Here is a 19,350-nt window from a genome sequence, read left to right as displayed (position 1 = left end):
AGTCTCGCAGGTCGTCCCGGCCGTCCGGCCAGCCGGCGCAGCGGCGGCGGGAACCGCTGGGGTCCCCGGCGGGGCGGGCCGTAGCCTGGTCGGGTGCCAGGCGCCTACCTCGACCACGCAGCCACGACGCCGATGCGGCCCGAGGCCGTCGCGGCCGTGGCGCCGCTGCAGGGCGAGGTGTTCGGCAACCCGTCGGGGTCGCACCGCTGGGCGCGCGAGGCCCGCCGGCGCCTCGACGACGCCCGCGACGTGGTGGCCGAGGCCGTCGGCGCCCGGCCCTCCGAGGTGGTGTTCACCTCCGGTGGCACCGAGGCCGACAACCTCGCCATCGCCGGGGTGCTGGCAGCCGCAGGGGGTCGCGCCCTCTGCTCGGCCACCGAGCACCACGCCGTGCTCGAACCGGTCCGGGCCGCAGGCGGGCGCACCGTGGCGGTCGACCCGCTGGGCCGCGTCGACTTCGGTGCCCTCGAGGCCGAGCTCGCCGAGCCCGGCGCCGCCCCGGTGGCGGTGGTCTCGGCCCTGCTCGCCAACAACGAGCTGGGCACCGTGCAGGACCTCGCCCCGTTGCGGGACCTGCTGGACCGGCTGGCCCCGACGGCGGTCCTGCACACCGATGCGGTGGCCGCCGCCGCGTGGCTCGAGCTGCCGGCGCGGGTGGCCCCGGCGCAGCTCGTGTCGCTGAGCGGCCACAAGGTCGGCGGCCCCCAGGGCATCGGCGCCCTCGTGGTCCGGTCCGGCACGGCGCTGGCGCCCATCCTGCGTGGCGGCGGCCAGGAGCACGAGCGCCGCAGCGGCACGCCGGACGTCGCCGGCGCGGTCGGCTTCGCCGCCGCCCTCGCCGCCACGGTCGCCGAGCGGGCGGCCACCGTCGCCCGGGTGGAGGCCCTCCGCGCCCGCCTGGTCGCCGGCCTCCTGGCGGCGGCGCCCGATGCGGTGGTGGTGTCGCCGTCCGCGGCCGCCGATCGCACCGCCGGCACGGTGCACGTGTGCTTCCCTGGCGTCGAGCGCGAGGCTCTCCTGTTCCTGCTGGACCAGGCGGGCGTGGGTGCCTCGTGGGGCGCCAGCTGCTCCAGCGGCGCCACCGAGCCCTCGCACGTGCTCGCCGCCATCGGTGTGGCCCCCGAGCTGGCGGCCGGCGCCCTCCGGCTCTCGCTGGGCTGGTGCAGCACCGAGGCCGACGTCGACGTGGCGCTCGGTGCCGTGCCCGCTGCGGTCCGGACCCTGCGGGGCGCCGTCGTGGGCGGGTCGCGCTGATGCGGGTTCTGGTGATGATGTCCGGCGGGGTCGACTCGTCGGTGGCCGCCGCGCTGCTGCGCGACGAGGGCCACGACGTCGTGGGCGTCACCCTCAAGCTCTGGGGCGGGGAGAGCGACTCCGGCTGCTGCTCCATCAGCGACGTCGACGACGCCCGCCGCGTGGCCGACCGACTGGGCATCGACCACCACACCTTCAACTTCGGCGACGCCTTCACCGAGCACGTGGTGGGCCCCTACGCCACCGAGCACGCCGCCGGCCGCACCCCCAACCCGTGCATCGAGTGCAACCGCCACATCAAGTTCGCCGCGGTCGACGAGCGGGCGCAGGCGCTGGGGTTCGACGCCGTGGCCACCGGCCACCACGCCCGCACCACCACCCGGGCCGACGGCAGCCACCGGGTGGCGCGCGGGGCTGACCCGGCCAAGGACCAGAGCTACGTCCTGCACGTCATCGACCAGCCCCAGCTGGCGCGGACGCTGTTCCCCATCGGGCACCTCCAGAAGGCCGAGGTGCGGCGCCACGCTGCGGCCCTCGACCTGCGCACGGCGGCCAAGCCCGACAGCCAGGACGTGTGCTTCATCACCAAGGTCCGGGGTCGGGCCTCCTTCCTGGGCGACAAGATCCCGCTCACCCCCGCCCGGGTGGTCGACGGTGCCGGGGTCGAGGTCGGCTCGGTGCCGGCGGTCGAGCTGGTGACGCTGGGCCAGCGCAAGGGCCTGGGCCTCGCCGGCGGCGCCGAGCCCCGGTACGTGGTCGACGTCGACCGCGCCGCCGCCACCGTCACCGTCGGCCGGGGCGCCGACCTGCTGGTGGCCGAGCAGCGCGTCACGGGCTTCCGGTGGGCCGGTGCGCCGGTGGTCGGCCCGGTGCAGGTGCAGTGCAGCGCCCACGGCCGGCCCGAGGTGGCAACCGTCGAGCTCGTCGGCGGAGGCGAGGCGGTGGTCCGCTGGGCCGAGCCGCAGCGGCGGGTGGCCGCCGGCCAGAGCGTGGTGGCCTACGAGGGCGACGAGGTGGCCGGCGGCGGCCTGGCCTCCTAGCCCGACCCCCACCCGGCGGTCGCCCGGGCCACCATGGGCGAGTGCAGATCGAGGTCCACGGCCACCACCTCCCCGGCCGCACGTTCCACGACGGGGACGAGGTGCGTCGTGAGGTCCACGTGGCCGTGCAGGTCCGCCAGGAGGCGGTGGGACCGGTGCCCGGCGACGCCGACTCCGCCGCGTGGACGGTGGACGCGCGGGTGGTCGACGAGGCGGGCGCGCTCGACCTGCGCGGCCCTGCGGTGCACGGCCGCCGCGGCGAGCGCTTCCTGTACCTGACCTGGGGCGAGGTGGGCGACGACGGCACCTTCGCCATGTTCCGGCGGGCCAAGCTGGTCCTCGATCGGGTGGACCCGGCCCTGGTCCGGCGGGCCGCCGCCGCCGGGACGCCGCTGGTGGCCACCGTCCACCTGACCGACGATCGCGGCGGGCCCCGCTGCGCCCGGGTCGACCCGCCGGCGCTCACCTGGAGCACCTGAGCCGTCCGTCCGCCGAACCTCGGGTGGCGGGCGCGACATCTCGGTGCCCCGAGCCGGGCGGGCCCGGGCCCGTGCCACCATGGACGGGCATGCCCGCCCACGAGCACAACTCCTTCGGTGACGTGGTGCGCCGGCTGCGGCGCCACGCCGGCCACCGAGCCGACCTGCGCCGCTCGGGCCCCTGGGCCGAGGGGCTGGCCACCGAGCCGGGGACCGGGCCGGGCTCCGAGGGTTGGACCACCGTGGACGCCACCATCCGGCCCCTGGGCTCGGACCGCTACCGGCGGCTCGGGTGGGCCCCGGGCGAGCCGCACCTGCTGCGCGACGACCTCGGCGTGGCACCGGCGGCCGACCGAGCCGAGGTGCGGCGATCGCTGCTCTACGTGGCCCAGCACACCGACGTGCACGTGTGCGACGCCCAGTCGCCCGCCCGCGTCGAGGGCGGGGAGGCCTTCGGGTGGGTGAACCCCGGCTCCGACAGCGGCCACCGGCCCCAGGAGACCTGCACCACGCAGGTGCTCGACCAGCTGGTGCGGGCCACCAACGCGGTGGCCACCAGCCCCGTGAGCGGGGCGCCCATGGCCTGGTGCATCCAGACCGGGGACAACACCGACAACCGCACCACCTCCGAGGTGCGCTGGTGGCTGGACGTGCTCGGCGGCCGGCCGGTCACGCCCAACACCGGTGCCGCAGGCCGCTACGAGGGCCTCCAGCGCTCGGGCTGGCGCATGGTGTGGCACCCCGACCGCCCCGGGTGGGACCGCCGCCAGCAGCAGGGGTACCCGCACCTCCCCGGCTTCCTCGACGCCTCGGTCGCCCGCTTCGTGCCCGAGGGCCTGCGCGTCCCGTGGCTGGCCGTGTTCGGCAACCACGACCAGATCTTCACCGGCACGTTCGGACCGCCCGTCGGGCGGAACCTGCGGATCGATCTGCTGGAGCCGATGCTGGCCGGGTCGTCGCGCAAGCCCGCCAACGCCGTGGGGCTCGTCCGGGCCATCGCCCACGCCACCACGGTCGGAGCCGACACCGAGCGCTGGGAGCAGGCCTCGCGCGGCCCGGGCGTGCACACCGTCACCGCCGACCCGGACGCCCGGCGGTCGGTGACGCTCGACGAGTACCTGGCCGCGCTGCTGGCCGACGGCGCCGACGGCGAGGGCCCGGGGCCGGCCGGGCACGGCTTCGGGCCCGAGCACCTGGTGGAGCACCGGTCCTGGTGGTCGCGGTCCGAGGGCGAGCACGTGCAGGTCCTCGGCCTCGACACCTGCAACCACACGAACGGCGACGGCGGCGGCATCGGGCCCCGCCAGGCGGCGTGGCTCGAGGCGGAGCTCGCCCGCCACCACGCCCGGCACCTCGACGTCCACGGCCGCTGGGTCGAGGGCGGCGGCACCGACCGCCTCGTGGTCCTGGCCAGCCACCACAACTCGTGGACCATGGCCAACGCCGTCGACGACGAGTTCGACCCGGGCCCCCGCACCACCGGTGCCGAGGTGGTGGCCCTGCTCGAGCGCTTTCCCAACGTCGTCCTCTGGGTCAACGGGCACTCGCACCAGCACAAGGTGGTCGGCCACCGCCGCGCGGCGGGGGGCGGCTGGTGGGAGGTCAACACCTCCAGCGCCATCGACTTCGGCCAGCAGGGCCGCACCATCGAGCTGTTCGACAACGGCGACGGCACCGCGTCGTTCCTCGTGACCGTGCTCGACCACGCCGCCGAGCCGCTCGTGCCGTACCGGGCCGAGGCCGGCTGGACGCCCGGGCGCCTCGCCTCGCTCAGCCGCGAGCTGGCTGCCAACGACGACCGCTGGTTCGACCCCGTCTCGCTGCTCGGGCGGCCCGAGGATCGCAACGTCGAGCTCCCGGTGGCCGTGCCCTTCGCGCTGCGCTGAGCGCGTGCCGGGGGCGGCGACCCGGGCTGTGGTTGACTCGCACCGTGGTGGGAACCAGCGGTGCACGAGGAGATCGATCCGACGCGGGCGCAGGCGGCGCGCCGCCGGCGCGGCTGCTCGCCCGGCTGGCGGAGGCGGCCGCGGCGGGCTCGGCACCGCCGGCCGCGCTCCTGGCCGAGCTGCGCACCGCGTTCGCACCGGAGCTCGAGGCGGCGGCCGAGGCCCCGGAGGGGGACCCGTACTCCCGCCAGGTCGTCCACGCGGCGCCGGAGGTCGAGGTCATGGTCGCCCGCTGGCGGCCCGGCGCCCGCTGCGCACCGCACGACCACGGCGGCAGCTCGGGGTTCGTCGTGGCCGTCGAGGGCTCGTTCGCCGAGGTGCGCTACGGCTGGACCGGGGCCGACCTCCTGCCGGTCGAGGAGCTGGCCCACCCCGCCGGCGAGGCCTTCGGGTTCGGGCCCGAGGTCGTCCACGACATGGCGGCCGGATCGAGCGGCCTCAGCCTGCACGTCTACGCCCCGGCACCGGCCCACATGCACGTCTACGACCTCGACGCCGGAGAGGTCCTCGACCTCGTGGGCGACTTCGGGGCCTGGATCCCGGCGGGCGAGCACCCCCGGACGCCCTTCGCCGACCTGTGGGCCGACGCCGAGGTCGCCGGGACCGGTGCCGCACCGGTCGCCGAGGCGAGCACCACCGAGGCCACCGAGCTGCCGGCCACCGAGCTGCCGGCCGCCGAACGCCCGGTGATCTGGGTGGCCCACACCACCCGGTACCGGGGCGGCTCGGCCGAGTTCGCGACCGCTGCCGAGACCATGCGCCGCGAGCTGGCGGCCGACCACCCGGAGGCCGACGTCGAGCTCCACGCCCTCGACGGCAAGGCCGACCTCGTGGCGGAGATGACCCGGCTCGATGCTGCGGGCCGCTGCATCGCCGAGCTCCACTTCGTGGGCCACGCCGGCATGTACGGGCCGATGTTCGGGTCCGTCGACTGGCCCGAGCAGTTCTCGCCCCACGAGTGGCAGGCGCTGGAGATCCCCTTCGCCCCGGGCGCCACGGCCTGGTTCCACGCCTGTCGGACCGCCCGGTGGTTCGCCCCGTTCTTCGCCCGGACCTTCGGCGTCACCACCTACGGCAACCAGGGCTACACCACCGTCTCGGCCCGCAAGGACCGCTTCGCGTGGGCGGGGCGGACGCCGGAGGCCCGGCGCGACCTGTACCTCGTGGCGGTGCCGGGCAAGAAGACCCACGGGTGGGCCGGGTCGGTGCGCAAGTACGCCGGCGCCGCCGTGGAACCCATGGTCGCCTGCTCGCCCGAGCCGCTCGACCCCACGAAGTCCTACGACCCGGTGGCCGAGCTCTACGACCGCGCCTACGTCGACATCCGGGTGCGCGAGGCCGAGTGGGCGTGGGTGACGGCCCACGCCGAGGAGGCCCGGGCCGCCCTCGGCCGGCCCCTCCGCGTGGTCGAGGTCGGGTGCGGCAACGGCGCCCTGCTGCGCCAGCTCGACGAGCGGGGCGACCTCGGGTCCGGCGTCGGCCTCGACGACTCGGCGGGCATGGTCGAGCGGGCGGCGTCGCGCAGCGGCGACCACCCGAACCTCCGCTTCGACCGCATCGTCGGCCCGGTCATCGACCTGCCCGACGCCTCGGTCGACGTGGCCCTGTCGTTCCTGTCCTTCCGCTACCTCGACTGGGACCCGCTCATGGCCGAGGTCCGCCGCGTGCTCGCGCCCGGCGGTCGCCTGTGGGTGGTCGACATGGTGGAGCGCCCGGTGCGGCTGCGAGACGTGGCGCTGCTGGCGCGCTCGACGCTGACCCACCTGCGCATGCCCAAGCGCCACCCGCAGTTCGCCGTCGACCTGCAGGCGCTCACCTCGCACCCGGACTGGAAGGCCATGGTGCGCCACAACCCGATCCGGGCCGAGCACGAGTACCGCTGGTACCTCGAGAGCCGCTTCCCGGGACAGCGGCTCGAGGTGCTCACCGCCACCACCACCCAGCGGGTGGTCGCCTTCGACTCGGGCCCCCTCGAGCGGGGCGCCACGGCACCGCTCTCGTACCCCTGAGCCCGGTGCACGGCCGACCGGCCCACCTCGGGGTGGTCGACTGGGGCATCGGCGGGCTGGGCCTGCTCGGGCGCCTCGACGCCGCCGTGCCGGGCCTGGCCGTGACCTACTGGTCCGACACCGGCGCCGCGCCCTACGGCCTGCTGGGCCCGCCCGCGCTGGCCGACCGCCTGCGCCTGGTGGTGGCCGCGCTGGCCGACCGCGGCTGCACCGAGGTGGTGCTGGCCTGCAACGCGGCGAGCACCGCGGTGGACCGGCTGGCCGACGCCGCCCTCCCGGTCGACGGCATCATCGGCGCCGGCCTCGCCGCCACCGAGGCCGCCCTGGCGGCGCTCGACCGCCCGGATGCCGGCGAGGTGCTGGTGGGCGTGGTCGGCGGCCAGGGGACCATCCGGTCCGGGCGCTACCGGCGGGGCCTGGCCGCGCCGGGGCGCCGGGTGCGGTCCCGGGTGGCCCAGCCGCTGTCGGCGCACATCGAGGCGGGACGCACCGGGTCCCCGGCGTTCGAGGCCGACCTGGCTCGCATCGTGGGGCCGCTCCGCGGCGCGGCCGCGGTGGTGCTGGCCTGCACGCACTACCCGGCCGCGGCACCCTCGTTCGCGGCCCAGCTCCCGGGCACCGTCCTCGTCGACCCGGCGGCGGCCCTCGCCGACGAGCTCGTCGCCCGGCACGGCGCGGCCGCGGCGGACCGGACCGGTGCGCGCACGTTCGTCACCACCGGGGACCCCGCAGCGCTGCGACGAGGAGCGGCGCGCGCCTGGTCCTACGCGGTGGCCGACGCGGCCCGGGTGCGGGCCTGACCCGTCAGGTGACGGGGATCCGGGCCTGGCGGGCCGCGTCGAGGAGCTGCTCGGGGCGGCTCGGCGTGATCAGGATCGCCGTCGAGGTCCGGGTGGCGGTGTCGCGGCCCCGGCTGCGCAGGAGCAGCTCGGCCGGCTCGTCGAGGGTGAGCAGCAGGGCGAGGCCCGGGGCGCCGGCGGTGAGGTCGTCGGCCTCGACGTCGACCGGGGCCGGGCCCAGGCCGTGGACCATGGTGCGCAGGAACAGCTGGGCCTCGGGCATGGTGAGCGGGTCGTGGACCACCAGGCCCGTCGGCACCAGCACCACCCAGCGGCGCGCCAGCTGGTGCAGGGAGCGGACGCCGGCCGCTGCCGCCGCCCAGCCGAGCACCAGCACCACGGCGCCGAGCGCCCACTGGCGGGCCGCCAGCAGCAGCGGGCCCACCGCCGCGCCCAGCACCACCACCAGCCAGGTCAGGGGCACCAGCGCGAACGTGAACAGGGCGGGCGGGCGCAGCAGCAGCCGGCGCTCGCTGCCGTAGGACGACCCGTCCACCCAGGCGCCGCCGATCCACGGGGCCAGGACCCAGGCGGCGGCGACGGCGGCCACCGCGATGGCGGCGACGTCGGCGCCGTCGGTGGTGCTGCCGGCCACCAGGGCGGCCAGCGCGGCGGCCAGGCCGGCGGGCACGAGCACCCGGAGCGCGGTCAGCGCCGAGCTGCGCGGCACCAGCAGGGCCACCAAGCCACCGCCCCAGCCGACGGCGAGGCCCACCCGGGCGACGAGGGCGACGGCGGTGCTGCGCCCGTCGAGCGCATCGGCCAGCGAGCCCGTGCTCAGGAGGGCGAGGGCCAGCCAGAGGGCTCGGGCCGGCCAGGCGCCGAGCTGTTCGAGGAGCGTCACCGTCCGAGATTTGCCGACCCACGTCCCCGGTGGCTATTCCTGTGCCAGGGGAATTGCGAAAGGGTGAGGGTGGGAACAGCAGCGGTGGTTCCGGAGCAAGCGTTCTCGCTGCCCCTCGGCGCCCCCACGTCGGTCGGCAGCCTGCCGCACACCGATCGCGAGGCGGCCATCGCCTTCGTGCTCGAACGCACCCCCGAGCTGCCCGCCGCCCCCACGCTCCCGGCCCTCGAGCCCCTCGAGTCGATGATCCCGCAGGCCGCCTGGGGCATCGCCGGGGTCCACGTGGCCGACGACGGCACGCTCTCGATCCCGGACCCGTCGCTGGTCGACCCGGCCGCCCCGCTCGGGGACAACGACCTGCTGGGCCGCCCGTTCGCCACGTGGCGTCGCTTCCTCGACGTCGTGGCCGGCCGCACCGCCCCCGTGAAGCTCCAGCTCACCGGCCCGCTGACCCTGGGGCTCATGCTCATCCAGGCGGGCCTCGGGGCCGACGTCGCCTACGCCGTGGCCGGCGCCGCCGTGTCCACCCGGGCCAAGGACCTGCTCGCCCTCGCCGACCAGCGCGCCCCGGGCGTGCCGCGGGTGCTGGTGTTCGACGAGCCCGGCCTCGTGGGCGGGCTGCGGGCCGACCTCCACCTCACCGCCGACGGTGTGATCGACCTGCTGTCCGGCGCGCTGGCCGCCGTCGAGGGCCGGGCCCTCACCGGCGTGCACTGCTGCGGCGCCACCGACTGGCGCCTGGTGCTCCAGGCCGGTCCCCAGCTCCTGTCGCTCCCGGTCGGCGCCGAGGTCACCGGCTCCGCCGGCGCGCTCGGCACGTTCCTCGAGCGCGGCGGCTGGGTGGCGTGGGGCGCGGTCGACACCGGCGGCCCGCTCGGCGAGCAGCCGTCGCGGTCGTGGCGCCAGCTCTCGGGCCAATGGTGCGAGCTGGTCCAACAGGGTTGCGACCCCGTGCTCCTGCGTCGCCAGGCGCTCGTCACCCCGGTCTGCGGCCTCGCCCTGCACGACGAGGTCCAGGCCGACCACGTCTTCGCCCTCACCCGGCGCCTGGCCGAGAAGGTCCACGACCAGGTCATGGGCATCCGCCTCAGCGTCGGCGCCTGACCCGCCCCCCGGCCTCGCCGCCCGGGGCACCACGGGCCCGTCTCGTCCCCGCGCCCACCACCACCACCACCACCCCCACGTCGAACTTGTGGGCGGAGACCGCCGGAAACGGCAGCGTGGGCCCACAAGTTGCCCTCGACGACCCCACCCACCTCGAACTTGTGGGCGGAGGCCGCCGGAAACGGCGGTGTGGGCCCACAAGTTCGCGGGAGGGCGGAGGGGGGGCAGCTCTTCCGGTCGGCAGGGACGGGGTGGGTGGCCGCCGGGTGGGGGCTAGAGCTTCTTGAGGGCGCCCATGAGGCGCTTCAGGGTGGAGACCTTGGCCTCGCTGTCCTGCTCGGCGGACTTGAAGGCGACGTCGACGGGGTTGGGCTCGCCGCGGCGGCGCTTCTTGCCGGCGTTGGCGGCCACCTCGGGCTCGTCGATGAACTGCGAGTAGAGGTCGGCCAGCCAGGCGGCGTTGGGGTCGGTGGGCCGGGGCTCGTCGAGCGACGTGGGGGCCAGGTCCTCGTGGTGGAGGGCGCTGCCCTCGGCCACGCGGCGGGACTCGTCCCAGCGGGCGTCGAGGTCCCGGGCGGGGAGCTGGTGGTCGACCGCTTCGGAGAGGTCGGGCACGGCGCTCAGGGCGGGCTCGCTGAGGGCCGGGACCACGTCGGCGTCGGCCAGGGCGTCGGCGATGGCGTCGCCGATGTGGGCGGTCAGCGGGTCCTCGTCCAGGGGCGGGGTCTGCTCGTGGAGCGGGCTCGGCGCGGTGCGGTGGGGGAGGCCCATCGACAGCAGCGGGTCGACCTCGGGCTCGAGCCCGATGGCCGGCGCGGCCTCGAGGTCGCGGCGGCGGATCGGGACCACGTCGGCCTCGGCGTTGGTGGAGACCACCTCCACCAGGCCGGCGGCCTCGAGGCGGTGGACCACGCGGGCCGTCGAGTACGCGCCGCGGCCCAGCTCGGTCGCGAGGTCGCGGATGGTGCGGGGGCCCGACAGGGCGGTCACCAGCTCCCAGTCCTCGCGGAGGATGGTGACCTGGGCGGCGTTGCCGGGCAGGGTGCGGCTGGCTTCGACCCAGCAGTCGAGGCCGGGGATGGTGCCGGCCCACTCGTCGACCTCGCGGACGCGCTTGCGGACCTCGCCGATGATGGCGTCGACCGGGAAGGCGCGGAACGGGCCGAGCCAGTGCACGGTGTCGGGCTCGAAGTCGAACTCGCCGTTGCCGTCGCGGAACAGGTCGATCAGCGGGTCGTAGATGACCGACAGGACGACCGAGGCGAGCAGGTCGGGACCGATGGCGCCGTCGCGGACGAGCAGCTCGCCCACCATGGGGCGGTCGCCGGAGGCGTCGATGGCCCGGCCCCAGTCGTCGGGGCTGAGCCGGCCGGGGCGCACGAGGGCGGTGGCCAGCGCCTCGTCGGTGCTCTCGTTGCGGGCGAAGTAGAGCTGGCCGCGGTGGAGGTAGACGGTGCAGCCGTGCGGCCCGCCGAAGCGCACGGCCCCCGTGCGGCCGTCGGCGGAGAGGACCTTGAGGATGCCAGCAGGCGAGAAGTCCTCCAGCGTTCCGTTCAGCGTCATTGGTGGTCCGGATCCCTCGGCTCAGCGTCGGTGGCCGGGCGGGTCGACCGGCAACCCACCTGTCGGCCGGTCCCGGGGTGAGTTGAGGCTTTCGGCCCATGGCTACCGGGGCCTCACGGCCCCTGTCCGGGGCGTCCCGTCCAGCCCGTCACCCCCCGCCGGTAGGGTGCCCGACGATGACCCCAGCGGATGCCACCGACCGGCCGTCCGGCGCGGCCACCCCCGCCCAGGAGGCCCGGGCGGCGGCCCTGCGGACCGAGATCGCCGAGCACAACCGGCGCTACCACACCGAGGACGCGCCCACCATCGGCGACGGTGACTACGACCTCCTGGTCCGCGAGCTGCGGGACCTCGAGGAGCGCTTCCCGGAGCTGGCCGTGGCGGGGTCGCCCACCGGTCAGGTGGGGGCCCCGCCGTCGGCCACCTTCGCCCCCGTGGTGCACGCCGTGCCCATGATGTCGCTCGACAACGCCTTCTCGGCCGACGAGCTGGTGGCGTGGGGCGAGCGGCTGGCCCGGCGCCTGGCCCGCACCGCCAAGGCCGCCGAGGTGGCGGCCGGCAAGGCCGAGGCGGCGTCGCTGTTCGACGAGCCGGCGCCGGAGGGCGAGGCGGACGACGTCGACCCCGCCGAGGTCGACCCCGAGCTGGCCGACGTCGCACCGGAGGTCGAGGCCGCCGTCGGGTACTGCTGCGAGCTCAAGATCGACGGGGTGGCCATCTCGCTGCGCTACGAGGGCGGGGAGCTCGTGCAGGCGGCCACCCGGGGCGACGGCAAGGTGGGGGAGGACGTCACCGCCAACGTCCGCACCATCGACGACATCCCGAAGCGGCTGCGCACCACGTCGGCCCCCGTGCCCCAGGTGCTCGAGGTGCGCGGCGAGGTCTACATGTCGCTGGAGGCGTTCCGGAACCTGGTGGCCTTCCAGGAGGAGGAGAACCGGGTGAAGGTCGAGGGCGGCCGCAAGCCCAGCCCGGTGGCGTCGAACCCCCGCAACGCCGCGGCCGGCTCGCTGCGCCAGAAGAACCCCGAGGTCACCGCCCGCCGCAAGCTCTCCATGTGGTGCTACCAGCTGGGCGAGGTCGAGGGCGGGCCCGAGTTCACCAGCCACGAGCAGACCCTGGCCCAGCTCGGCGCCTGGGGCTTCGCGGTCAACCCGGAGCGCCGCCTGCTGGAGACGGCGGAGGACGTCGCCGCCTTCTGCGACCACTGGCAGCACCACCGCCACGACCTCGCCTACGAGATCGACGGTGCCGTGGTGAAGGTCGACGACCTGGCCCGCCGGGAGGCCCTCGGCGTCACCAGTCGGGCGCCCCGCTGGGCCATCGCCTACAAGTTCCCGCCGGAGGAGCGCACCACCCGCCTGGAGCGGATCGACGTGTCCGTCGGCCGCACCGGCCGGGTCACCCCGTTCGCCGTGCTCGAACCGGTCTTCGTGGGCGGCGTCACGGTGGCCCGGGCCACCCTCCACAACCAGGACCAGGTGGCGGCCAAGGACGTGCGCGAGGGCGACACCGTGGTGGTGCGCCGCGCCGGCGACGTCATCCCGGAGGTGGTCGGCCCCCACCTGCCGGATGCCGAGGCCCGCAAGGCCCACGACGCCCGCCCGGCCTGGACCTTCCCCACGCACTGCCCGTCGTCGCGCCCGGTCGAGCTGGTCCGGCCCGAGGGGGAGGCCGACACCCGCTGCCCGGATCCCGAGTGCCCGTTCAAGGTCGCCGGCATGATCGAGCACTTCGCCGGCCGCGGCTCCATGGACATCGAGGGCTTCGGCGTGCAGCGCATCCAGCTGTTCCTCGACCTGGGGATCATCGGCGACGTCGCCGACGTGTTCGCCATCGACTGGGACCGGCTGGCCACCCTGCGGGGCGAGCTGGTCCGGTGGGCGAGCGCCGCCCTGGCGGTCGCTCGCGCCCGCACCGAGCGGCCCAAGGCCACGTGGGACGAGGTCGTGCTGCCCGAGGACCTGGCGGCCGCCGAGCCGCCCGACGCCGCGGCCGACCTGCCGGAGGGCTTCGTGGCCGGCTGCATCGAGGACCCCCAGCGCCTCAAGTCGGTGTCGGGCACGCTCGGCGGCCTGGCCGAGGACGGGGTGGCCAACCTGCAGGCGGCCATCGACGCCGCCAAGGACCGGCCGCTGGCCAACCTGCTGGTCGGCCTCAACATCCGCCACCTCGGCCCGTCGGGCTCGTTGGCGCTGGCCCGGGCCTTCGGCCACCTCGACGCCATCGTCGAGGCGCCGGTCGAGGCCATGGCGGCGGTCGACGGCGTGGGGCCGGTCATCGCCGACGCGGTCCAGCGGTGGCTGGCCGAGGACGTCCACCAGGAGCTGGTGCGCAAGCTGCGGGGCACCGGCATCAACCTGGAGGGCCCGGAGGTGTCCACCCTGCCGCAGGTCCTGCTGGGCAAGAACGTGGTGGTCTCCGGCACCCTCGAGGGCTACACCCGCGACAGCGCCGAGGCGGCGGTCACCGATCGGGGCGGCAAGTCGCCCGGCTCGGTCTCCAAGAAGACCTTCGCCCTCGTGGTGGGCGAGTCGCCCGGTGCCTCGAAGGTCACCAAGGCCGAGACCCTCGGGATCCCCGTGCTGGACCTCGCCGGGTTCGAGCACCTGCTCGAGACGGGCGACCTGCCCACCTGAGCCCGCCGGACCGGACCGGACCCTGCCGGCCCGGGCCCGCCCGGGCTGCGCTCGAGCCGTCCGGTCAGGCGACCTCGAAGGTCCAGCTCTCGGCGCCGGCGTCCTTGCCCGGCTGCAGGTCCTTGAAGTAGCTCACGGTGACGGTGATCTTGCCCTGGGGCAGCTTCTCGATGACCTTGCCGGGCCCGGGGGCGAAGAACACGTGGTTGCGGTTGTTGGGCCGGAGCTGGTTGCCGGTGTAGCCCACCGCCTCGGGCGAGCCGGGCACCAGCACGCCCTCCATCTCCTTCTCGGGGATGGCGATGCCGTTGATGGTGAGGCGGCCGTCGAAGCCCTGGCGCAGGTCGGCGCCGACCTCGGTCTGGCGCAGGGCGCTGCCGCCGTCGAGCGGGAACTGCGCCACCACCACCAGGTTGCCGGTGCTGGTGGGCTGGACCACCTCGGCCCGCTTGGAGCCCCAGACCAGGATGCCGACCGCCAGGCCCACGAGGGCCACGGCCACCACCGGGAACACGGCCCGACGGAGCCCGCTCCGGTGCGGAGGCCCCGCGCTCGCCTCGGCCGGCGGGGCCGGCTCGTCGGTGGGGACGGAGGTGCTGGTGTCGGTCATCGGGCCGCGTCCATGGCCCCAGTCTGCCGGGATCGCCCCGCCGCGCACCCATCGCGCGGGCCGTGAGGCTCCCCGAAACCACCGGGACCGGGCGGTACCCTCGACCCGTGGCCAATCCCCGAATGACGGCAGAGATCGGCCGGGTGCTCGGGGGGGCGCTACCGGCTGGTCGCCCCGATCGGCATGGGGGCGTCCGCCCAGGTGTACCTGGCCGACGACGTGCGCCTGCGCCGTCGCGTGGCGCTGAAGATGCTCCACGACGCCCTCGCCGGCGACGCCGAGTTCCTGCGCCGGTTCCGGGCCGAGGCCCGCGCCGCCGCCGCCCTCAGCCACCCGAACGTCATGGCCGTGTACGACTGGGGCGACGACGAGACCGCGTTCATCGTCACCGAGTACCTCGGCGGCGGCAGCCTCCGCGCCCTGCTCGACCAGGGCGAGGTGCTCAGCCCGAGCCAGGCCCTCACCATCGGGCTCGAGGCCACCCGGGCCCTCGACTACGCCCACCGCCGCGGCTTCGTCCACCGCGACATCAAGCCCGCCAACCTCCTCTTCGGCGAGGAGCAGCGCCTGCGCATCGCCGACTTCGGCCTCGCCCGGGCGCTGGCCGAGGCGGCGTGGACCGAGCCCCAGGGCGCCTTGCTGGGCACGGCGCGGTACGCATCGCCCGAGCAGGCCAAGGGCGAGAAGCTCTCGGGCAAGGCCGACGTGTACTCGCTCGCCCTCGTGCTGGTGGAGGCCGTCACCGGCGAGGTGCCGTTCGTGGCCGACACCACCCTCGGCACGCTCATGGCCCGCGTCGACAAGCAGCTCGAGGTGCCGGAGTCGCTCGGTCCGCTGCGCGAGGTGCTGCTCCGCGCCGGGCACCCGGACCCCGAGCAGCGCATCGACGCACGCGGCCTGGCCACCGGGCTGCTGCGCGCCGCCAAGGCCCTGCCCAAGCCGGCGCTGCTGCCCCTCGCCGGCGCCCTGTCGCCGTCCGGCGAGGTCCAGGCCGACGCCGACCCCACCGTCCACGGCCCGGTGGGCGCCGCCGAGGTCGCCGCCGCCGCAGCCGCCGAGGCCGACCTCACCGCCGAGGACCTCGACCTCGCCCCGCCCGACTGGGTCAACCAGCCCGAGGCCCCGGTCGACGACGTGGCGCCTGCGGCCCACGACGCCGCCGTCGACGGCCCGGACCCGACCCTCGACGGCGACGGCGACGGCGACGACGACGGCGATCCGGGCGACGGGCAGGCCGAGGCCGAGCTGGACGACGACGACGCCCACGTGCCGGTGGTCCCCGTCGCCGACCTCGACGGCATCGACGAGCTGCCGGCCGCCGGTGCCGGCCCGGCGTGGTCCGATGCGCCTGCCCCCGAGCCGGAGCCCGTCGACCGGGTGGTCGACCCCGATGCCACGGTGTCGCTGCCCCTCGCCGAGCGCCCGGCGCCGGCGATCGCGGCGGCGGCCACCGTGGCCGTGGCGCCGCCGCTCGTCCTCGACCCCGAGGGCCCGGACGGCCCGGACGGCCCGGCCGGTTCGGACGACGACGAGCCCGAGCGCCGCCGCCGTCGTCGCTGGCCGTGGGTGGTGCTCGTGCTGGTCCTGCTAGCGGCTGGTGGGGGCACCGCGGCCGCCGTGACGTTGGGCAAGGACGACCCGAAGCCGCCCACCCGCACCATCGTGCTGCCGGTGCCCACGCTCACCGGCCGCAGCCAGGACACCGCCGAGTCGGTGGCCGAGGCCGCCGGCTGGAAGACCACGGTGAAGCTCGAACGCCGCGACGGCACGCTCAAGGGCACGGTGCTCGGGACCACGCCGGCCGCCGGCACCCGGCTGGCTCGCAACGGCTCGATCGAGCTGCTGGTCTCGGCCGGCCAGACCGAGGTGGCCGTCCCGCAGGACCTGCCCGGCAAGTCGCTCGAGGACGCCACCGCGGAGCTCGAGGGGCTCGGGCTGAAGGCCGCCACCAAGGACGCCCAGTACAGCGAGGACGTCGCCGACGGAGCCGTCATCGCCCTGGGCGACGAGACGCCGGCCAAGCTGGAGAAGGGCCTCGCCGTGCCCCTCGTGGTGTCGAAGGGCCCCGAGCCCCGCACCGTCCCGGGCGGCCTCGTGGGCAGCAGCCAGGCCAAGGCCACCGCAGCGCTGGAGGCCCTGCAGCTCAAGGTCGCCATCAACAGCACGTTCAGCGACACCGTGCCCGAGGGCGAGGTGATGGCCCAGAGCCCCGGTCCCGGTGGCACCCTGCCCCGGGGCGGCACGGTCACCCTCCAGGTCTCCAAGGGCCCCGAGCTGGTGGCCGTGCCCGACGTGAGCAAGGCCGACACCCCCGCCGAGGCGGCCGCCATCATCCGCCAGGCCGGGCTCGTGCCGGGCGACGTGAGCGGCTCGGCCGACGGCAAGCCCACCACCAGCCCCGCCAAGGGCACCAAGGTCAAGAAGGGCTCGACCGTCAAGATCGTGCTCAAGTAGGCAGGGTCGGGTCCTCCGAGGCCACCCAGAGCAGCGCCACCCCACCGGTGCCACCGGTCCCGGAGATGAAGTCGAGCGACCGGCCCCGCACCTGCGGGCGATCGTCCCAGGGCACCGACGCCAGGCCCGCCCGGCACGACGGCATGTCGACGTCGTGGACCACCACGGCGCGGAGGCCGACGTTGGGGTGGCGGAGCACGGCCTCCACCTCGGCGGCGATGCCCTCGGCCCCGTGGTCGGCGTCGAGCACCACCAGGTTGCACTCGGGGTGGGCGGCGAGGACCTCGTCGAGCACGTCGGCCGCCCGTCCGCAGCGGAAGTCGACCCGATCGAGCCCGGTCACGTGGGCGCCCCGCTCGACCCCCCAGTCGATGGAGGTGACGCGCTGGCTCGACAGGGCGAGGGCGGCGGCGCTCCGGCCCAGGAAGGTGCCGGCGTCGACGGCCAGCGGCGGCCGCAGCGCAGCGCTCAGGAGCAGCACGAGGGCGCGCTCGCCGACGCTCATCTGCCAGTCGTCGTCGCCGAGGTGGGCGAGGACGACCCTGGGGTCGAGGCCGTCGCGCTCGACGAGCCCGCCGAGCAGCACCAGGGCGCGGTCGACCGGGTCGGTGATCCGCTCGGCCGACACCAGGTGGCCGAGCACGGCCCAGGGCGGGCCGAGCTGCTCGGCGAGGGGGTGCGGCCCCATCCGCTCCTCCGGGTCCCGCTCGAGCGCCATGCCCAGGACCAGGGTGGCCAACGCCCGCCCCGGCAGCGGCGCCGACGGCCGGCGGAGGAGGTCGGCCAGCGACGCCAGGTGCGGCTCGGGATCTCGACCCAGCACGGTGCCGAGGGCGAAGGCGGCTTGCGCCTCGGCAGCCAGCCCGACGGATGGATCGGAGAGGAAGGCCAGGACGTCCTGCGCCGGCACCTGCGCATGGGAGAGCCCGTCGGTCACCGCAGCAGTGTCCCACGCCGGGACGTGACCGATGTCCGGGTGGCGGCCGGGGATCTTGACCCGCGGGTCAAGTAACGTCCGCGTGCGTGGAACGGGGGCAGCGGGCGACGATCACCGACGGCGAGGTGCCGGAGAACCGGTGGCGCATCCTGGCCACGGTGCTCTTCGGCCTCTTCTCGGTGAACGTCACGGTCACCATCCTCGCCGTCTCCATCCACAACATCGCCGACGAGCTCGGCACGAGCGAGCCGACGATGACCTGGGTGGTCACCGGCCCCATGCTGGCCTTCGGCGTCATCGGCCCCCTCGTGGGCAAGCTGGGTGACCGCCTGGGCCACCGCCGCCTGTTCCTCTGGGGCCTCTTCGGTGCCGCCGTGATGGCCGCGGCCTCGGCGCTGGCGTGGAACGCCGGCTCGCTCATCGCCTTCCGCACCCTGGGCGCCATCGAGGGCGCCGCCACCGGGCCGGCCTCGTTCGCCATCATCTCGAGGATCTTCCCGAAGGCCGAGCGGGTGAAGGCCCTGGGCTACTGGTCCATGGTCGGGGCCGGTGCGCCGGTCATCGGCGTGGTGGCCGGCGGGCCGCTGGTGGAGGCGTTCGGGTGGCGGATGATCTTCGTGGGCCAGGTCCCGATCGCCCTGCTCGCCCTGTCCTTCGCGTGGCGCCTGCTGCCGGAGACGCCGCGGCACCGCCACGGCACCTTCGACCTGGCCGGCGCTGCCCTCGTGGCCCTGTCGGTGACCCCGCTGCTGTTCGCCCTCAGCGAGGCGCCCCGGATGGGCTGGACCAGCCCGCTCGTGCTGGGCTGCGTGGCGGTGACCCCGGTGGCGCTGGTGCTGTTCGTGCGGGTGGAGCGGCGGGCGTCGAACCCGTTGCTGCCGCTGGCCTACCTGCGTCGGCGGGGCTTCACCTTCGCCATCCTCACCCAGGCGCTGCTCAACGGCGCCTACATGGGCTCGTTCATCCTCACCCCGCTGCTGCTGCAGAACGTCCTGGGCTACAGCGAGACCCGCACCGGCCTGGTCAGCATCGCCCGGCCGCTCGCCTTCTCGCTCGCCGGGACCGCGGCGGGGGTGGTCGCCCTGCGCATCGGCGCCCGGCGGGCCGCCACGGGCGGTGCGCTGGCGGTGGTGGCCGCCCTGGCCTGGATGGCCACCCTCGGTGCCTCCTCCGGCGTGCTGACGATCATGGGGGCCCTGGCGCTGGCCGGCATCGGCATGGGCATCGCCATGCCGCCCCTGGCCGCGTCGGTCACGGTGTCGGTCGACGACAACGACTTCGGCATCGCCGGCGCCGCCCAGCAGATGATGACCCAGGTCGGCGTGGTCTTCGGGATCCAGCTCATGCAGGTGGCCCAGCAGTCGCGCATCGACGCCGTCGGCCGCGACGCCAGCTACCACTGGGGCTACCTCGCCGGCCTCGTCATCGCCGCCCTCGCGGTCCTCACCGCCACCCGCATCGCCTCCGCCCCCACCCGCGCCGAGGCCGGCGACCCCACCCCCGCCCTGGAGCCCGCCCCCGCCCTCTAGCCCAGGCGCGACGAAGGGCCGCCCGAGGACGACCCTCCGTGCCGAGCTGGTGTTCGAGGTCTGGGCTTGACCTGCCGAGCGAAGCGAGCCCGGGGGGTCTGGG

At 75.8% G+C, this 19,350-nt stretch carries 14 protein-coding genes; 10 read left to right on the top strand and 4 right to left on the bottom strand.

All coding sequences use genetic code 11. The annotated features are described in order from the left end of the window. The first annotated feature begins 93 nt into the window (after window positions 1-93). From KSP35_RS10250 to KSP35_RS10225, 6 genes are all read left to right on the top strand, one after another. The gene (locus KSP35_RS10250) at window positions 94-1,254 is read left to right on the top strand and encodes a cysteine desulfurase family protein (RefSeq protein WP_217001488.1); all 1,161 of its coding nucleotides are present in this window, start codon (window positions 94-96) and stop codon (window positions 1,252-1,254) included. Further along, complete coding sequence (gene mnmA, locus KSP35_RS10245) at window positions 1,254-2,294, top strand: tRNA 2-thiouridine(34) synthase MnmA (protein WP_217001486.1); 1,041 nt, start codon at window positions 1,254-1,256, stop codon at window positions 2,292-2,294. The genes KSP35_RS10250 and mnmA overlap by 1 nt, the downstream gene beginning before the upstream one ends. Before the next feature lie 41 nt (window positions 2,295-2,335). Further along, entirely contained in the window at window positions 2,336-2,773 is a 438-nt protein-coding gene (locus tag KSP35_RS10240; RefSeq protein ID WP_217001484.1) for a DUF5990 family protein, read from the top strand. An 89-nt stretch (window positions 2,774-2,862) separates the two neighbouring features. Then, window positions 2,863-4,659 (top strand): TIGR03767 family metallophosphoesterase, encoded by a 1,797-nt coding sequence (locus KSP35_RS10235; RefSeq protein ID WP_217001482.1) that lies wholly within the window; start codon window positions 2,863-2,865, stop codon window positions 4,657-4,659. 44 nt (window positions 4,660-4,703) lie between these two features. Next, window positions 4,704-6,728: a methyltransferase domain-containing protein gene (locus KSP35_RS10230; protein ID WP_217001480.1), complete on the top strand. Its 2,025-nt coding sequence runs from the start codon at window positions 4,704-4,706 to the stop codon at window positions 6,726-6,728. Window positions 6,729-6,733: 5 nt separating this feature from the next. Continuing rightward, window positions 6,734-7,528 carry a glutamate racemase gene (locus KSP35_RS10225; RefSeq protein ID WP_217001478.1) on the top strand — a complete coding sequence of 265 codons (795 nt, stop codon included), beginning with the start codon at window positions 6,734-6,736 and terminating at the stop codon, window positions 7,526-7,528. 4 nt (window positions 7,529-7,532) lie between these two features. On the opposite strand, the gene KSP35_RS10220 is transcribed toward KSP35_RS10225, so the two are convergent. Continuing rightward, a complete protein-coding gene (locus KSP35_RS10220; protein ID WP_217001476.1) occupies window positions 7,533-8,411 on the bottom strand; it encodes a hypothetical protein in 879 nt (292 codons plus the stop codon). 84 nt (window positions 8,412-8,495) lie between these two features. On the opposite strand from KSP35_RS10220, the gene KSP35_RS10215 reads away from it, so the two are divergent. After that, a complete protein-coding gene (locus tag KSP35_RS10215) occupies window positions 8,496-9,515 on the top strand; it encodes a hypothetical protein (protein WP_217001474.1) in 1,020 nt (339 codons plus the stop codon). Window positions 9,516-9,788: 273 nt separating this feature from the next. Here KSP35_RS10215 and KSP35_RS10210 read toward each other — a convergent pair whose 3' ends face one another. Then, complete coding sequence (locus tag KSP35_RS10210; RefSeq protein WP_217001472.1) at window positions 9,789-11,078, bottom strand: DUF4388 domain-containing protein; 1,290 nt, start codon at window positions 11,076-11,078, stop codon at window positions 9,789-9,791. 176 nt (window positions 11,079-11,254) lie between these two features. On the opposite strand from KSP35_RS10210, the gene ligA reads away from it, so the two are divergent. Then, on the top strand, window positions 11,255-13,717 hold the full coding sequence (ligA, locus tag KSP35_RS10205) for an NAD-dependent DNA ligase LigA (protein ID WP_217001470.1): 2,463 nt from the start codon (window positions 11,255-11,257) through the stop codon (window positions 13,715-13,717). Window positions 13,718-13,781: 64 nt separating this feature from the next. Here the strand turns inward: ligA and KSP35_RS10200 are convergent, their stop codons facing one another. Next, a complete protein-coding gene (locus KSP35_RS10200) occupies window positions 13,782-14,327 on the bottom strand; it encodes a hypothetical protein (protein ID WP_217001468.1) in 546 nt (181 codons plus the stop codon). A 165-nt stretch (window positions 14,328-14,492) separates the two neighbouring features. Here KSP35_RS10200 and KSP35_RS10195 point away from each other — a divergent pair, with 165 nt between their 5' ends. Beyond that, window positions 14,493-16,781 carry a PASTA domain-containing protein gene (locus KSP35_RS10195; protein ID WP_256444572.1) on the top strand — a complete coding sequence of 763 codons (2,289 nt, stop codon included), beginning with the start codon at window positions 14,493-14,495 and terminating at the stop codon, window positions 16,779-16,781. Here the strand turns inward: KSP35_RS10195 and KSP35_RS10190 are convergent. After that, entirely contained in the window at window positions 16,774-17,718 is a 945-nt protein-coding gene (locus tag KSP35_RS10190) for a class I SAM-dependent methyltransferase (RefSeq protein WP_217001465.1), read from the bottom strand. The genes KSP35_RS10195 and KSP35_RS10190 overlap by 8 nt on opposite strands. Window positions 17,719-17,804: 86 nt before the next feature. Here KSP35_RS10190 and KSP35_RS10185 point away from each other — a divergent pair, with 86 nt between their 5' ends. Then, window positions 17,805-19,247 carry an MFS transporter gene (locus tag KSP35_RS10185; RefSeq protein ID WP_217001463.1) on the top strand — a complete coding sequence of 481 codons (1,443 nt, stop codon included), beginning with the start codon at window positions 17,805-17,807 and terminating at the stop codon, window positions 19,245-19,247. Window positions 19,248-19,350: the final 103 nt, after the last annotated feature.

The sequence above is a fragment of the Aquihabitans sp. G128 genome, from assembly GCF_019048865.1.
Lineage (GTDB): Bacteria > Actinomycetota > Acidimicrobiia > Acidimicrobiales > Iamiaceae > Aquihabitans.
This window is presented reverse-complemented; position numbering and strand designations above follow the sequence as displayed.

Coding starts and splice junctions, on each gene's coding strand:
- mnmA (WP_217001486.1), top strand. CDS start 1,254: ATGCGGGTTCTGGTGATGATGTCCGGCGGGGTCGACTCGTCGGTGGCC.
- KSP35_RS10235 (WP_217001482.1), top strand. CDS start 2,863: ATGCCCGCCCACGAGCACAACTCCTTCGGTGACGTGGTGCGCCGGCTG.
- KSP35_RS10210 (WP_217001472.1), bottom strand. CDS start 11,078: ATGACGCTGAACGGAACGCTGGAGGACTTCTCGCCTGCTGGCATCCTC.
- ligA (WP_217001470.1), top strand. CDS start 11,255: ATGACCCCAGCGGATGCCACCGACCGGCCGTCCGGCGCGGCCACCCCC.
- KSP35_RS10200 (WP_217001468.1), bottom strand. CDS start 14,327: ATGACCGACACCAGCACCTCCGTCCCCACCGACGAGCCGGCCCCGCCG.